The 15,270-nt window shown below is 70.9% G+C and carries 15 protein-coding genes; 3 read left to right on the top strand and 12 right to left on the bottom strand.

What is annotated here, in order from left to right; genetic code table 11:
• Nucleotides 1–9 precede the first annotated feature (9 nt).
• Both R2J75_RS10150 and R2J75_RS10145 read right to left on the bottom strand, forming a co-directional pair.
• Nucleotides 10–801, bottom strand: a complete 792-nt coding sequence (locus tag R2J75_RS10150) for an FKBP-type peptidyl-prolyl cis-trans isomerase (protein WP_243333967.1) — start codon at nt 799–801, stop codon at nt 10–12.
• Nucleotides 802–833: 32 nt separating this feature from the next.
• Entirely contained in the window at nt 834–1,187 is a 354-nt protein-coding gene (locus R2J75_RS10145; RefSeq protein WP_243333969.1) for a hypothetical protein, read from the bottom strand.
• Between the two features lie 156 nt (nt 1,188–1,343).
• Between R2J75_RS10145 and R2J75_RS10140 the strand changes: the two genes are divergently transcribed.
• Complete coding sequence (locus tag R2J75_RS10140; protein WP_316410063.1) at nt 1,344–2,144, top strand: hypothetical protein; 801 nt, start codon at nt 1,344–1,346, stop codon at nt 2,142–2,144.
• 96 nt (nt 2,145–2,240) lie between these two features.
• Here the strand turns inward: R2J75_RS10140 and udk are convergent, their stop codons facing one another.
• The 4 genes from udk to R2J75_RS10120 all read right to left on the bottom strand — a co-directional run bounded on the left by udk (nt 2,241) and on the right by R2J75_RS10120 (nt 5,738).
• On the bottom strand, nt 2,241–2,864 hold the full coding sequence (udk, locus tag R2J75_RS10135; protein ID WP_243333972.1) for a uridine kinase: 624 nt from the start codon (nt 2,862–2,864) through the stop codon (nt 2,241–2,243).
• A gap of 13 nt (nt 2,865–2,877) precedes the next feature.
• Nucleotides 2,878–4,389 (bottom strand): Kelch repeat-containing protein, encoded by a 1,512-nt coding sequence (locus R2J75_RS10130; RefSeq protein ID WP_316410062.1) that lies wholly within the window; start codon nt 4,387–4,389, stop codon nt 2,878–2,880.
• A gap of 84 nt (nt 4,390–4,473) precedes the next feature.
• Nucleotides 4,474–5,568 carry a CofH family radical SAM protein gene (locus tag R2J75_RS10125; protein ID WP_316410061.1) on the bottom strand — a complete coding sequence of 365 codons (1,095 nt, stop codon included), beginning with the start codon at nt 5,566–5,568 and terminating at the stop codon, nt 4,474–4,476.
• Between the two features lie 2 nt (nt 5,569–5,570).
• Nucleotides 5,571–5,738 (bottom strand): hypothetical protein, encoded by a 168-nt coding sequence (locus tag R2J75_RS10120; protein ID WP_243333979.1) that lies wholly within the window; start codon nt 5,736–5,738, stop codon nt 5,571–5,573.
• Between the two features lie 121 nt (nt 5,739–5,859).
• Between R2J75_RS10120 and R2J75_RS10115 the strand changes: the two genes are divergently transcribed.
• Nucleotides 5,860–6,693 (top strand): helix-turn-helix transcriptional regulator, encoded by an 834-nt coding sequence (locus R2J75_RS10115; protein WP_316410060.1) that lies wholly within the window; start codon nt 5,860–5,862, stop codon nt 6,691–6,693.
• Nucleotides 6,694–6,698: 5 nt separating this feature from the next.
• Here R2J75_RS10115 and tatC read toward each other — a convergent pair whose 3' ends face one another.
• From tatC to R2J75_RS10085, 6 genes are all read right to left on the bottom strand, one after another.
• Nucleotides 6,699–7,469: a twin-arginine translocase subunit TatC gene (gene tatC, locus R2J75_RS10110; RefSeq protein ID WP_316410059.1), complete on the bottom strand. Its 771-nt coding sequence runs from the start codon at nt 7,467–7,469 to the stop codon at nt 6,699–6,701.
• Between the two features lies 1 nt (nt 7,470).
• A complete protein-coding gene (locus tag R2J75_RS10105; RefSeq protein WP_243333986.1) occupies nt 7,471–7,641 on the bottom strand; it encodes a twin-arginine translocase TatA/TatE family subunit in 171 nt (56 codons plus the stop codon).
• A 21-nt stretch (nt 7,642–7,662) separates the two neighbouring features.
• Entirely contained in the window at nt 7,663–8,133 is a 471-nt protein-coding gene (locus R2J75_RS10100; protein WP_243333988.1) for a cytochrome c3 family protein, read from the bottom strand.
• A 3-nt stretch (nt 8,134–8,136) separates the two neighbouring features.
• Nucleotides 8,137–9,714 carry a flavocytochrome c gene (locus R2J75_RS10095; RefSeq protein ID WP_243333990.1) on the bottom strand — a complete coding sequence of 526 codons (1,578 nt, stop codon included), beginning with the start codon at nt 9,712–9,714 and terminating at the stop codon, nt 8,137–8,139.
• 9 nt (nt 9,715–9,723) lie between these two features.
• Nucleotides 9,724–10,977 carry a porin gene (locus R2J75_RS10090; protein WP_243333991.1) on the bottom strand — a complete coding sequence of 418 codons (1,254 nt, stop codon included), beginning with the start codon at nt 10,975–10,977 and terminating at the stop codon, nt 9,724–9,726.
• A 293-nt stretch (nt 10,978–11,270) separates the two neighbouring features.
• Nucleotides 11,271–11,969: a hypothetical protein gene (locus R2J75_RS10085; RefSeq protein WP_243346972.1), complete on the bottom strand. Its 699-nt coding sequence runs from the start codon at nt 11,967–11,969 to the stop codon at nt 11,271–11,273.
• Between the two features lie 134 nt (nt 11,970–12,103).
• On the opposite strand from R2J75_RS10085, the gene R2J75_RS10080 reads away from it, so the two are divergent.
• Nucleotides 12,104–15,235, top strand: a complete 3,132-nt coding sequence (locus tag R2J75_RS10080) for a serine/threonine-protein kinase (RefSeq protein WP_316410058.1) — start codon at nt 12,104–12,106, stop codon at nt 15,233–15,235.
• The last annotated feature ends 35 nt before the right edge of the window (nt 15,236–15,270 follow it).

Below are 15,270 nucleotides of genomic sequence, written 5' to 3'. Positions count from 1 at the left end.
GGCGCCGGGTCAGAAGAAGACCACCAGCTCGATGTCGAAGACGAGCATGCCCTGGGGCATGCCGCGCTCGCCCTTGTAGGCCTGCTTTTCCGGGATCCAGACACGGACCTTCTCGCCGGGGGTCATGGTCTGGAGGACCTGGGTCCAGCCGGGGATGACCTCGTTCAGGCGGAGGGTGGCCGGCTTGGACCCGGTGCGCCAGGTGGAATCGAAGCAGCTGCCGTCGGCGGTCCAGCCCGAGTAGCGCACGGTCACCGTGGACCGGGAGGTGGGCCGGCCCCCCATGTCCCCGGGCCGGAGGATCCGGTACGCGACCCCCGAGGGCAGGCGCACGGCGCCCTCGGGGGGCGCCGCCAGGTCGGGCGGGGCCAGCAGGGGGCTGGGCTCCACCAGGAGCAGTTCCAGCTCCATGGTGATGGTGCCCGTCGGACGCCCCGCGGCGCCTTCGAAGGCCAGGGGCTGGGGGATCCAGATCCGGCGCTTCTCGCCGGGGGTCATGAGGCGCAGGGCCTGGCCCATGCCTTTCATTAACTGATCAAGGGTGGTGGAGAGGGGCCGCTCCCGGCGGGAGGTGGAATCGATCAAGCGCCCGTCCTCGGACCAGGCCGCGTACTCCAGGGTCACCATGTCCGACGGGGCGGGCCGGGCACCTCCCTGCCCCGGCTTGAGCACCACCATGGCCAGCCCCTTGTCGGTGCGCTCCGCCTCGGGGGGCGGCGCCAGGACGGGCGCCGGGGGGATGGGGAACCGGTCGGTGGCGGCCAGGAGGGTCAGGGCGGGAAGCAGGAGGGAGGGCAGCATGGTTCCATCCTCCCGCCCTCGGGGCCCGCTGTCTATTTCACCCGGTTGGCGTCCAGGTATTCGGTGACCTCCGGGGCGCAGTCCTCCGGGTCCTCCGTGAACTCCACGCCGGCCTGGAGGAAGGCGTCGGCCGGGGCGCGGGGCTCCGCCACCCAGGCAATGCGGCCCTTCATGGCGTAGCGGCGGCTGCCAGCCTGGAGGATCACCAGGTTGTCCAGGTTCGGCCGGCTGCGCAGGCTGGGGGCGGTGGAAGCGGGCAAACGGAGGCAGCAGCCGCGGGTGCCGATGTTGGTGACATGGACATTGGCGTACGTTTGCCCGCCCAGGGAAAAGGAGGAACTGGTATCGGAAATCAGCGACGTGCGGGGGTAGCGGCGTTTTTCCATGGGGCCTCCGGTGGCTGGAGCTTCCAGGCAGGGTATTGGATGCATGGGGCATGCACCTGTTACCCTCTGCGGGTGCCCCAGGTCGGGGTCCAGACCCCGGGAACCCCTGGCCTTCGCGCGGCACTGGGAGACAGCAACGCATATTAAAGGTTTGTATTGAATTCCCTGCCTCCCAAGCCCCTGCTTTCGCCCCAGCGGCGCGTGCTCCCGGAAGTCCGGGTGGACCTCGCCCACCGGCCGGGTTTTGGCCGGGTCTGCGAGGAGGTGGTGTTCGAGGCCGCCGGCGACCAGGGTTCCCTGGACCTGCAGGCGGCCTGCGTCCGGCAGGCGGAAGCCTGGCCGGGCCTGCGGGTCCTCCCGGCCCCCACACCGGGCGGCCTGGTCTTGAACCTGGCCCTGGACGTGGAGGAGGTGGTGCGCGGCGAAAACCAACGGGGAGGCCGCGCCTGCGCCCGGACCGTGGTCCGTCTCGGCGCGGTGGTGCAGCCCAGCGGCCCCTTCGCCCCGGCGTCGCGCTGTCTGTGGGCCTCCCGGGCGCGGGAACTGCGGGCCGCGGGCCAGACCTTCTTCCACCCCTCGCCGGCCGACCTCCGGGACGAGGCCCTGGAGGATCTGGGCCTCCAGATCATCCGGCTGCTCCAGCCCTGGACGGAGCCCCGGAACCTCGTCTTCTTCCCGGACCCCAATCCCGAGGCCTTCGCGCGCCTGGAGGCCGGGGACGTGGAAGGGGCCCTCCGGATCTCCCTGGAGGCCCTGCGCTGGGGCACGAGCCCGGAGGTCCTGGCCGCCGCCACCTACAACGCGGGCCTCTGCCTGCTGCTCCGGGGCGACTCCGCCGCCGCCCTGCCCCTCCTGGCCTCCGCCCTCGACCTGGAGCCCCGCAGCGCCGTCTTCCGGGAGGCCTGGGAGGCCTGCCGCCGGGAACTGGCCCTGGAACGGGCGGGAACGGGACGCTAGGAGCCCGGCTCAGTAATCGCACGTGTCCCGGACTCCCGCGCCGCAGGGTTCGTTGGCGCAAAAGTCAGGGACACGTGCGATTACTTGGCCACCCTCCTAGACCGACAATCGGCCCCGCACGTGGTTGAGGAGCATCTCCAGGGCGGTGGTGTTCTCCACGCCCACGGGCACGATGAGGTCCGCCCAGCGCTTGCTGGGCTCGACGAATTCCAGGTGCATGGGCCGGACCGAGTTGAGGTACTGGTCGATCACGCTCTCGATGGAGCGGCCACGCTCCGCGGTGTCCCGCTGGATGCGGCGGAGGATGCGGATGTCGGCGTCGGTGTCGACGAAGATCTTGACCTCCAGGTGGGCCCGCAGCTCGGGCAGGGCGAAGAGGAGCAGGCCCTCCAGGAGCACGACCTGGCCGGGGTGGATGGGCTCCTCCCAGCCGATCCGGTCGGAGGTCTTGAAGTCGTAGATGGGCTTGCGGATGGGCTGGCCGTTGCGCAGGGCCTCCAGGTGGGTGGCCATGAGCTCCAGGTCGAAGGCGCGGGGATGGTCCCAGTTGATGGGGCCGCCGCGGAACCGGGCCTTCACCACCTCCAGGGGCGCGTAGTACGCGTCCATGTCCAGGAGCATGGCGTCCAGGCCTTCGTCCCGCATCCGCCGGAGCAGCTCCTGGGCGATGGAGGTCTTCCCGCTTCCCGAGCCCCCGACGATCCCCATCAGCAGCGTCATGTCCTTCACCTTCTCACTCCTTCCCCGCGCCCCAGATCAGCACGGTCCCATCGTTGAGTTTCAGGGCCGACGGCGCCGAACGGCGGATCTTGGCGGATCCGGCGGGGGCCAGGGCCTTTTTCTTGAAATCCCAGATCTCCAGGCTACCCGATGGCTCGCCGTCCTGGGAACCGCCGGCCACCAGGGCGCGGCCCTTGTCCAGCGCGACCACCGCGGCCCCGGCGCGGACCTGGCCCGCCGCGAAGGGCGGCGGCCCGGGCGGGGCCGGCACCGGCCGGAGGGTGCGGAGCAGCGGCTCCAGGTCCTCCCGCCACCCCAGGGGGGTGAGGGCGCCGGTGCGCGGGTCCACGAGGTCCACCACGTCCCCGGCCGCCAGGACGCGGCCGTCGGGGAGGAGGCCCAGGTCGCGGGTTCCCGCCCGGAGGGTCCCCGCCACGGCGCAGCTGCGCGTGCGCGGATCCCAGCGGTCCATGGGATCGCCGAAGGCGCAGGTGCCCAGCACGAGGAGGGTGCCGTCCGGAAGGGGCACCAGGATGCCGCCCAGGTAGCCGTTGGCGAGGCGCCCGGCGGGCTTGCCCCCGGGCAGATCGAGGGGGCCGGCGCAGCGCAGCACCTGGCGCCCGGCCTCGGGCAGGAACCAGGCGCCGCCGCCGGCGGCCTCGGCCCAGGCGGGGAAGCCGTTCCCCTCCAGGGTCCCGGCCGGCGTGACGGTCTCCCGGACCGGGTCCAGGAGCTCCCGCTCGGCCACCGGGGTCTCCCCGTCGGCGCCCACGCCCCCGAAGAGGCAGATGCGGCCGTCCTCCAGGAGTGTCGCCTGGTGGCGCGCCCGGGGCCGGGGCAGCCTGGACCAGGTGGACAGGGTGGACCAGCGGGGATTGAAGACCTCCACGGGCAGGTCCGTCCCCGGGGCGGGCCGGCGCCCGCGAACCCGGGCGTCCGAAGGCCAGCCGCCCAGGATGGCCACCTTGCCGTCCTTCAGGCGCAGGGCCCGGAAGAAGGAGCGCGGGCGCGCGAGGGTCCCTTTCTGGGAGGTGGCCTTCCGGCCGTCCCACGCGTGGATGGCGCCGGACTGGCCGTCGATGAGCAGCACCCGCCCCTCGTCCAGGTCCACCGCCTCGGCGCTGACCCCGAACACCGCGCCGGGAATGGCCTTGAAGGCGGACGCTCCGGGGTCGAGCACCTCGGCCGGGGCCGCGGGATCCGTGCCCCCGAGGAGGATCAGCCGGCCGTCCCGGGTCGCGAGGGCCCGGTGGCCCTGGCGGGGCCGGGTGAGGGCCGGACCCGCCGTGAAGCGCCCCGTGGCGGGGTCGAACCACTCCGAGGTGGCGGTGCGGGTGGACCCGCCGGTGACGAGCACCCGCCCGTTCGGCATGAGGGTGGCCTGGAAGTCCGTCCGGGATTCCCCGAAGGGGCCGATGGCCCTGCCCCGCCCCGTCGCCGGATCCAGGCGTTCCCCGGCCGCCCCCGGCAGGGCGACGGTCGGATCCGCCTTCAGGACCGGCGAGGTGGACCGGGCGGGCCGCACTTGCTTGGTCGGAGGTTTGCCCGCAACCAGGCACATGGAGGCCAAGAGGCCGATCGCCAACCGCATCCGCATGGCGCGTCCCCCTCAGCCCACGGGCCGGTAGATGTTGTCCCGCTGCCAGGGCGCGTAGCCCGCGCCGCGGACCATGCGCTCCATCTCGTCCCGGTTCACCGAATAGCAGGTGCCCGCGGCCGAGACCACGTTCTCTTCGAGCATGAGGCTGCCCATGTCGTCGCAGCCGTAGTGGAGGGCCATCTGGCCCGTCTTGCGGCCCATGGTCACCCAGGAGCTCTGCACGTGGGGGATGTTGTCCAGGTAGATGCGCGCCACCGCGATGGTGCGCAGGTACTCGGCGTCCGTGGGCCGGGGCACCTTGCCCTCCCAGACGGTGTGCCCGCTCTGGAAAGGCCAGGCGGCGAAGGCGGTGTGCCCGCCCCCGTTGGCCCGGGCCAGGGCCCGGTCCTGCTGGGCCCGGAGGACGCGGAAGTGCTCCACCCGCTCCGCCAGGGTCTCGGTGATGCCGAACATCATGGTGCCCGTGGTCTTCATGCCGATGGCGTGGGCGGCCTCCATGACCTCCAGCCAGCGCTCGGGGCCGCCCTTGAGGGGGGCGATCTTCCGGCGGACCCGGTCCACCAGGATCTCGGCGCCGCCGCCGGGGATGCTGCCCAGGCCCGCCGCGCGCAGGTCCTGGAGGGTCTTCTCCAGGCTCTGGCCGCTCAGCCTGGCCATCATCTGGATCTCCACCGGGCTGAACCCGTGCACCCAGATGCCCAGGTCCTTGAGGAAGCCCACCAGTTCCAGATAGTACGACCAGGGGAGATCGGGGTTGACGCCCCCCTGGAGGAGGAAGCCGGTGCCCCCCACGGCCTTCGTCTCCTCGGCCTTGCGCTTGAGCTGCTCCCAGGTCAGGACATAGCCGTTGGCGTTGCCGGGCTTGTGGTAGAAGGCACAGAAGGTGCAGTAGACGTTGCACACATCGGTGTAGTTGACGTTGCGGTCGATGACGTAGCTCACCCGCCCCGGATCATTGTGGCGGTCGCGGACGGCGGTGGCCGCCGCGGCGAGGTCGGGCAGACTGGCGTATTCCAGGAGGTGGAGGGCCTCCGCCTCGTCGATGCGCCCGCCCCCCATCGCCTTGTCGAGGATGGCGGCGGTATCCTGCAGGGTTTGATCCACGGCTAGACCTTGTACCCCATCGCCACCAGGCAGCGGCGGCAGACGCACGCCTGCCCTTCCACGCCGTGGTTGAACGCGTCCAGGGTATAGCTGTTGCGGCACTTCTGGCAGACCTGCTTGGGAACGTCCTGTTTCTCGGCAGCTGCGGGCGCGGCGGCTGTTTCGGCCATGCTCACCTCCATCTCCTCCAGGATAGCAGGGCCCCGCGGCCCGCCATGCGGGTTTGGGAGCAATCGATCTTTTTATCGCGAAAGATTTGAACTCATGATAATTTGGTCATACCACCTGACCATGCCGAACGCCTCCCTCTCCATCTTCCCCGTGACCGAAGTCCGGAACCTGCGCTTCCAGTGCAGCGAACCGGCCCTGCACACGCATCCCTTCCACCAGGTCTTCGTGCTCACGCGCGGGGGCGGGCGCCAGATCATGCACGGCGAGACGGTGGAGTTCCAGGCGCCCTGGGCCCTGGTGGTGCCCCGGGGCCAGGCCCACCTCTACTACCCCACCGCCGACGCGGAAGGGTGGTCCCTGGGCTTCACCGAGGAATTCCTGCCGGCCGGCACCACCCTCCTGGTGACCAACGCCTTCCCGCCCGGAGGGGTGGCCCTGGCCAGCCCGGGCGTCGCGGACCGCCTCTGCGCCATCGTCAAGATCCTGCACGAGGGATCCTCGGACGCCAGCACCTTCTGCCCCACGGCCCAGTTCCACCTGGTGGCGGCCTTCCTCCAGCTCCTGCACCAGGCCTGCCAGCGGCAGCGGCCCGCGGAGGCCAGCCTCTCCCAGGCCGATCACCTCCTCTTCCAGCGCTTCACCCGCCTCATGGACGAGGCCTACCGCTCCCACTGGGAGATGACCCGGTTCGCCCACGAACTGCGGTGCTCCCAGCGCCGGCTGGGCGGCATCTGCCAGCGGATTCTGGGCAAGTCCCCGCACGCCGCGCTGGAGGAGCGCCGCATGATCGAGGCCCGCCGGCGCCTCGCCCACGGCACGGATTCCATCCAGGCCATCGCCCTGGACCTGGGCTACGAGGATCCCTCGTACTTCGCCAAGGCCTTCCGGCGGGTCGTGGGGCAGACGCCCACCGACTACCGCAACAGCCGCGCGGGCATGGTCGCCGGCCAATAGCCGGATCAGCTCCTGGGCTCGGCCACCCATGCGACGGCCACGGAGACCGCGTAGAGGCCCAGCAGGACCACGCTGAAGAAGATCGTCGTCAGGATCACGTCCCCGGGCGTGAAGAACGCCGAGGCCACCAGGATCCCGATCGTGGCGTGGCGCCAGTACTTCAACATGCCCCGGGCCGTGAGGATGCGGAAGCGCGCCAGGAAGAACACCAGCACGGGCAGTTCGAACATGAGGCCCGTGATGGCCAGGGTGGAGATGAACAGATCAAGGTAGGCCTCCATGTGGAGGTTGGCCCGAAGGCCGGCCCCCTGGGCCTCCTGGAAGAGGATGTCGCCCAGGAACTTGAAGGCCTGGGTGTAGGCGAACGCCAGCCCGAGGGCGAACATGCCCGAGGTCGCCGCCAGGAAGGGGATCATCAGCCGGCGCTCCCGGGTGCGCAGGGCGGGGCTGATGAAGCCCCAGACCTGGAGGAGCACCGCGGGGGCCGCGAGGAAGGCGGCGGCCCAGAGCGAGAGGCGCATCAGGCTGAAGAACGGCTCGGCCAGGTCGGTGTAGGCCCAGGGATGGAGTTCCCCGGGCCTCACCTTGAGATTCCTGGCCATGGCCTCGAGGAACGGCACCTGGGCCCAGGCCCAGAGCCGGACGCGGAAGGCGTAGGTGACTGCGAAGGCCGCCGCGACCACGACGAGCGATCTCACGAGCCGGATGCGGAGCTCCCGGAGGTGCTCTGCGAACGGCATCCGGCCCTGGAGCTCGTCGGCGGTGGCGGCGTCCATCTCAGGCCTTGGTCTCGTCCGAGACGCTGTTGGTCAGCTCGCGGCTGGCCTTCTTGAACTCCTGGATGCCGCGGCCCAGGGACTTGCCGAGCTCGGGGAGCTTGGAGGGGCCGAAGAAGATCAGCAGCGCGACGCCGATCAGGAGGATTTCGGTGATGCCGAGATTACCCATGGTGGACTCCCAGGACCCGGCTCAAGGCACGGGCCAGTTGAAGGAATGGCATTGAATGCAGTGATTGGTGGACTTCTTGTGGGCGTGGTGGCACAGGTTGCAGTTCTTGGCGTACCCATGCTGGTCCGCGTGCGGGTTGTGGTCCTTGGCCTGCGCGGTCTTGGCGGCCAGGCCCTCCAGGTCGTGGCACCCCGTGCAGACGGAGGCCGCGGGCTTGGCGGGCTTGGCCTTGCCATGGCAGGCGGCGCAGTCCACGCCAGCCAGGGCGTGGCGATGCGCCAGGTCCAGCTTCGTCCGGAGGCTCTTCTCCCCGGAGTGGCAGTCCCCGCAGGCCCCGGCCTTCTTCAGGTCGGGATGGCCGGCGGGCAGGACCTTGTCCTTGCCATGGCAGGTTGCGCAAGCGGTGGCCTTCACCCCCGGCTTCCGCGCGGGCGCGGAAGCCAGGGGAACGCTCAGAACGCCCAGGAGGACGATCAGGAAGGCACGCAGCATGGATCAGCCCCAGGCCTTCGCCTTGGCGGCGTTGGAACCGGCGGCGCGGCCCATCACCAGGCAGTCGATGACGGCGCAGCTGCCCAGGCGCACGGCGCCGTGCACGCCGCCCGTGGCCTCACCGGCCGCGTAGAGGCCGGGGATGGGCTTGTCGGTGCTGACGTCCATGGCTTCGGCGTTGGTGTTGGTGAAGATGCCGCCCATGCAGTGGTGGATCTTGGGGAGCAGGCGGGAGACATAGTACGGCGCGGTCTCGATGGGGGCGGTGCCCTGCGGGAGCTTCGTGCTGTTCTTGATGTCGTCCTTGGGATCCTTGGGATCGCTGTTCTTGATGTTGGTGTTGTACTTGGCGACCGTCTCCAGGAAGGCGGCCTTGGGCATCTTGTAGTAGTCGGCCACGGCCTCGAGGGTCTGGAAGGCCTTGACCACGCCGCGCTCCTGCAGCTTGGTCATGACGCCCGGGGTCAGGCGGCTGACGCCCTTGGCGTCGGCCAGCGCCACGCACTGGTGGCCCTGGTTCATGAGCATCATGATCGCGTCGGCGCGGATCTTGCGGTTGGCCAGCTCGTCGATGAAGCGCTTGCCGGTGGTCGCGTCGATCCAGATGCCGTACATCGAGGCGGCTTCCTGGGCGAAGTGGGGCGCGAGGCCGAAGCCCTTCTCGTCCGGGGAGGCCCAGGGGCCCACCTGGATCCAGTCGGCCTGGATGATGTTGCAGCCGACGCGGGCGGATTCGCGCCACATCTCGGCGGTGGCGCCGGGCTGGTTGGTGCTCTCGAACTTGGCGGTGAGCTTGGGGTCCTGGATCATGCGGAAGGCCACGTCCTGGCCGAAGCCGCCGTGGGCCAGCACCACGCCCTTGCGGGCGCGGATGTTCTTCACCTTGCCGCTGTCGGCCTTCGGGAACTCGTAGCCCTCGCGGACCTGGAGGCCCTTCACGCGCCCGTCCTTGTCGCGGTAGATCTTGGCGACGTAGGTCTCGAGGCGGGGCTCGACGCCCAGGGCCTTCAGCTTCTCGAGCTGGGGCAGCACGATGGCGGACCCGCTGGAGTTGTAGGTCTTGTAGCTGCGCTTGACGGTGTGGCCACCCTCCTGGACCAGCTCGTTGTCCAGGTACTTGACGCCCAGCTCGTTGATGGTCCAGAGCACGGTCTCCGTGGACTTCTCGGAGATCAGCTTGACCAGCGCGGGGTGGTTCAGGCCGAGGCCGGCCTTGATCATGTCCTGCGCCATCAGCTCCGGGTTGTCCTTGATGCCCATCTTGGCCTGCAGGGGGCTCCCGGCGGCGGCGACGATGCCGCCGTTGATGATGGAGTTGCCGCCCGCGGTCGGCATCTTCTCGAGCACGACGACGGAGGCGCCGGCCTTCTTGGCCTCGTAGGCGGCGGCGAGACCGGCGAAGCCGGACCCGACGACGACGACGTCGAAGGTCTCATCCCACTTCTTCGGCATGGCCGTTTCCACGACGGTGCCGGGCTTGCCGGCGGCGTCGAGGGGCAGCTGGGTCAGCGCGAGGCCGCCCAGGAGGGCGCTGCCGGCGCCCAGGAAGCCGCGGCGGGAGAAATTGTTCTCATCACTCATGGTCGACTCCTAGAAGGTGTAGAGGATGCCCACGCCGAAGCCCTTGGTGTCGGCGCCGGGGTTGATGCCGGAAAGGACGGGGAAGGCGCCGTAGGTGGCGGCTTCCTTGTTGGTGATCTGGTAGAAGGTCGCGAAGACGTCGGCGGTCTTGGCGACGGAGTAGGCGTAGCCCAGGGACACCTGGCTGGCGCCGAGGTTGCTGGTGCTGGTGTTGGCGGTGCCCAGGACGGTGGCGGAGCCGTCGGCGGCGTTGCTGTAGACGCCCCAGATCTTGTGCTGGCCGAAGGTCTGCTGCACGGAGGCGGCCCAGGCGGTGCGCTTGTACTCGTTCACCTTGCCGATGACCGTCTCGTCGTTGTGGTACTTCAGCTGCTCGACCATGGCGGTGATGCGGGTGCCGGTCTCCTTGATGACGTAGAAGGCCAGGAACTCGTGGCCCTCGTCCTTGGAGCCGGTGTTGGTCAGGCTCGGGGCGGTGGCGTTGCCGGTCAGCTGGGAGAGGCCGAAGTAGTCGTTGTGCTGCTCATAGCCGTAGTTCAGGGTCAGGCCGCCGATCTTGTAGGTCAGCAGGGCGGAAATGACGGTGGGGTTGTACTGCAGGGTGGTGGCGGCGTCCGTGGTGGGCTTGGACTCGTTGGCGGAGTAGGCCAGGCGGAAGCTGAAGCCGCTCCAGTCGGGGCTCCAGTACTGCAGGCTGTTGCCCTGGCGGCGGTTGAAGGAGGCGTCGTTCTTCGTGCCGGCGCGGCCGGAGTTGGTGACGGTGCCGGGGACGTTGAAGCCGGGGTTGCCGGTCAGGCTGAAGTCGAACGGGAACAGGCCGCGCAGGGCGCCGGTGAAGATCTGGGGAACCTTGTAGGGGGTGTCCCAGCTGCCGACGAAGAGGGTGCCCCAGGTCTTGCCGGCGATGCCGATGCAGCTGTTGCGGCCGGCGAGGACGCTGGGCTGGTCGCCGTCGACGCTGGCGGAGCTCTCGAGCTGCCAGATCACCTTGAAGTTGTCGCCGTCGACCTTGTAGTCGCCCTTGAAGCCGATGTTCGAGGTGCTGCAGGTGAAGCGGAAGCGGGCGGGCACGTTGGTGGCGGTGGGGGCGATCGTCACCATGGAATTGTTGTAGGCGGTCGCGCGGGTGGCGCCGGTGGCCTCCACGTTCTCGCCGTAGGCGATGAGCGTGCCATAAATGTTGAAGCTCGCCTTGTCCTGGGCCGTGGCGGGGACCGCGGCCAGCAGGCCCGCCAGAAGGGGAAGGGTGATGCGCTTGCGCATGGTGGCTCCTGGATGCATGGGCAGGCCGACGGCCGCCCGGTTGAGGGGGAATGCTTCCGGCCGGGTCGACCCGGACGGTCTTTCGTCTATGAAATCGATCCTAGAATCACGATTTCCCCCGGCCCAGGGAATGAATGGCAAAGTTCCGGTGATATCACGGCCTTTGTATTGGCGACCTAAAGGTGGTTTTACGTCCTTTTGAGGCCTTCATAGGCCGGCGGGCCAGGGAGCGCCCCCTGCGGGCTGGTCCTTTTGTGCAGGAGGCTGGCACTTTTTGGACGGCCGGCCAGGGCTCAGGCGCGTCCCGGCCACTGCCGGCGCAGCGTCCACACGCCCCAGGCGAGGGCCGCGGCCATGAGGAGGGCGCCGAGGATCCAGGCGAAACGCGCGAGCGTCAGGTCCAGGGACAGGAGGCCCGTCCGGTCCAGGAGCTGGTACCAGTCGTGCCCCTCCCAGTCCGTCTGGCCCGTCTCGCCCGAGATGAGGAGCAGCTGGCGGGCCCGGGCGTCGGCGATGTAAGGCGCGCAGTCCACGAAGCTCTGGCCCATCCACCAGAGACCCACGCCGGCCCCGAAGGGGTCCCGCTGGCGCGCGAAGGCCCCGGCCACGAGGAGCGGGACCAGGAGCTGGCCGAGGGTGCCGCCCAGGATGTGGAGGAAGGTGCCGAAGGGGCTGAACACGAAGTGGCCGGCCTCGTGGAAGGGCAGATCGATCCAGTGGAGGAACCCCATGGCCTCCGGCCCGGTGAGGGGGGCGGCCAGGACCCGGACGGTCAGGAGGGCCAGCACCGCCAGGGCGAAGGCCCGCGCGAGCACCGCCCCGGCCGACCCGGCCGGTTCCGGCCAGAGCAGGTCCTGGAGCCAGGTGCCGCCGTCCTCGGGGGCCGTCTGGACCGGCCGGGGAGGCGGCGGCCAGCGGCTGAACACCACCCCGCAGGCCTGGCAGGCCTCGAGGCCGTCCTCCTGGGGGTGTTGGCAGCGGGGACAGTGCATGCCCCAGCATACCCGCCGGAAAGGGTTGGTTCCTCCCCAGGTCGATTGTATGGTCAAGGTGCCTGTCCATGGCGGGGAGGGTCCCTTCCCTGCCCGGGCGGGTTCCTGAACAGGCCCCACCCGAGACCCGCCCGATGACGCAACCGCTGACCATCAGCCAGCAGGCCCGCATCCTCAAGTCGGCCCTGGAGCGCGGCTTGATCCGCCCGGCCGAGCTGGGCCTGTCCCCGCGGGGGGATTCGGAGACCCTGTCCGAGGCGGACCTGGCCGCCCGGTTTCAGGAGCTCCTGGACGCCGGGCGGCTCCAGGGGGTGGTGGACGAGGCCTTCGGGGCGGACACGGACGCGACCCTGGCCCCCGGGCCGCCCCCCCTCTCCCGGACGCCCAGCGGCGCCTACGAATCGGTGCTGCTCCCGGAGGAGCGGGCCCTGTTCCCCCTGCCCCTGGATGGACGCTACCTGCCCCTGGCCTTCCTGGGCGACGGCGGCATGGGGGCGGTGTACAAGGCCTTCGACCAGCAGCTCAAGCGCATCGTGGCCCTGAAGTTCCCCAAGCGCCTGGGCCAGGGCCAGGCGGAGCGCTTCCTCCAGGAGGGCCGCGCCCAGGCCCGCATCGAGCACCCCAACGTCTGCCAGATCTATTCGGTGGACGAGCACCAGGGCCAGCCCTACCTGTCCATGCGCTTCATCGCCGGCCCCACCCTGAAGGAGGCCATCGGCCGGCTCAGCCTCGAACAGCAGGTGCACATCGTCCGGGAGGTCGCCCTGGCCCTCCACGCCTGCCACCGCCTGGGCATCATCCACCGCGACGTGAAGCCCGGCAACATCATGCTGGAGGCCCAGGAGGACGGCGCCTGGCGCCCCTGCCTCATGGACTTCGGGGTCGCCCAGGAGCAGGGCGAAGGGGCCGAAGCCCTGCCGGGCGTGCTGTTCGGCACGCCCGCCTACTGCAGCCCTGAGCAGGCCGAAGGCCATCTGGGCGGGGTGGACCGGCGCTCGGATGTCTACGCCCTCGGCGCCACCCTCTACACCTGCCTGAGCGGCCACCCCCCCTTCTCCCCTGCCCTGCCCCTGCCGGAACTGGTCCGCCAGATCGTCGAGGAGGAGCCCGCGCCCCTGGGGCCGCCCGTGCCCCGGGACCTGGCCCGGGTGGTCCGCAAGGCCCTGGAGAAGGACCCGGCGCGCCGCTACGACTCGGCCCGGGCCCTGGCGGAGGACCTGCAGCGGTTCCTGGACGGGGATCCGGTCCTGGCGGATGGCGCCGGCCTGGGCTATCGGCTGGTCAAGTGCTACCGCAAGAACCGGGCACTGGCCTGGGTGGCCGCCGTTTCCCTGCTGGCCGTGGTCACCTTCGCGGCCTTCGGCGTGGCCATGGCCTTCCGCGCCCGCGCCATGAGCCAGGCCTACCAGAAGTACGGCCGGGAGGCCGAGTACCTGGAGGACATCCTGAACCGGTCCTACACCCTGCCCCTCCACGATGTCACCGAGGAGCGCGCCCGGGTGCAGGAGCGGCTGGACCAGATCCTCGCCAGCCTGGGACACCTGGGGCGATGGACCCTCCCCGCCGCCCGGGTCGCCCTGGGCCGCGGCTACCTCGCCCTCGATCGCCTGGAGGAGGCCCGCAAGGAGCTGGAGGCGGGTGCCGGCCGTCTGCCCCAGGATCCGGACACCGCCCTCGCCCTGGGCCTCACCCTCTCCCGCCTCTACCAGGGGGAGCTGGAGGGCCTCCGGGGCCAGGTCCTGCTGGACAAGAAAAAGGACACCGAGCAGGACCTGCGCCAGCCGGCCCTGGCCTGCCTGCGCCGGGCCCGGGGCGCCCGCCAGGACGGGCCCGACTACGTGGAGGCGGTGCTGGCCCTGGTGGAAGAGCGGTACGGGGACGCCATCGCCAAGGCCCAGGCGTACCATCGGGCCGCCCCCTGGTCGTACGAAGCCTGGCTCCTGGAGGCGGAAGCCCACCAGGCCCTGGCGGCCCTCCGCCTCGGGGAAGGCCGCTTCGAGGACGCGGAGGTCCGCCTGGAGGAGGCCGGCAAGGCCCTCGCCCAGGCCCGGAACGTGGCCCGCAGCGCGCCCCTCGCCTACCAGGGCGAGGTGCAGCGGCGTCTGCTCACCTACCAGCTTCGCCTGGATCGCGGCCGGGCCACCCAGGCGGACCGGGACTGGGCCCTGGAGGCGGTGGACCTGTGCCTCCAGGCCAACCCCCGGGACTGGAAGGCCCTGGGCTACCGGGCCGCCATCCATCGCCGCTGGGGCGCCCACCTCCTCAACCGCGGCCAGGACCCCACGGCCAGCCTGGACGCGGCCATCGCCGCGGCCCAGGAGGGCCTGGCCTGGCGGCCCCAGGACAATCCCCTCTGGAACAACCTGGGCACCTGCCTCCGGAACCGGGCCGACTGGGAGGCCTCCCAGGGGCTGGATCCGCGGCCCACCCTCGCCCGCGCCGTGGCCGCCCTCAGCCGGGCCCTGGACCGGCCCCAATTCAAGGACTGGCTCCTCGACAGCATCGGCTGCTGCCATGGGCAGGAGGCCAAGTACCAGCTGGACCACGGCCAGGACCCGACCGAGGCCGCCCGGCGCGCCGTCGCCTGCCTCACCCAGGCCTCCGCCCTCAAACCGTGGGTGGGCCACGACACCACCCGGGGCGCCACCCTGGTGGACCTGGCCCTGTACCAGGCCATGACGGGCCAGGACCCGGCCGCCGCCTTCGCCGAGGCTCGGCAGGCCTTCCGGGCGGGCCTCCATCTCAACCCCCGCTCGTACCAGGCCCAGGCGGGCCTCGCCCAGATGCTGGCGGAACGGGCGGAATGGGCCCTGGGCGCCGGCCGTCCCCCGGGCGGCGACCTGCCGGAGGCCCTGGATCACCTCCAGGCCGCCCTGGCCCTCAACCCCGGCCTCGGCGCCACCGTGTTCCCGGCCCTGGCCCGGTGCCGCGCCCTGGAGGCCCTGGCCCGCCCCGAAACCCGGGCCGCCAGCCTCCGCGCCGCCCGGGAGGCCCTGGCCCAGGCCCGCCCCTTCGCCCAGGAACCCGGGACCGCCCTCGCCCTCGCCCACGCGGGCTGGCTCCTGAGCCGCGCCGATCCCGCGTCCGGGGCTGCGGCCCAGGCCCTGGCCACCCTGCGGCCGGCGCTCGCCCGCCGTGCCTGGGACGCCCAGGTCCACCTGACTCAGGGCCGCCTCCTCCAGGCTCTTGGCCGCCGGCCGGAAGCCGCCGCCGCCTTCGCCCGGGCCCAGGCGCTCAACCCGAACCTGGGGCGCCGGGGAATGTGAAAGGGGCCCGGTCGCCCGGGCCCCTCCGCGCAATC

Source organism: Mesoterricola sediminis, assembly GCF_030295425.1.
GTDB lineage: Bacteria > Acidobacteriota > Holophagae > Holophagales > Holophagaceae > Mesoterricola > Mesoterricola sediminis.
The sequence above is the reverse complement of the archived record's forward strand: the minus strand, read 5'-3'. Positions and strand labels throughout refer to the sequence as shown.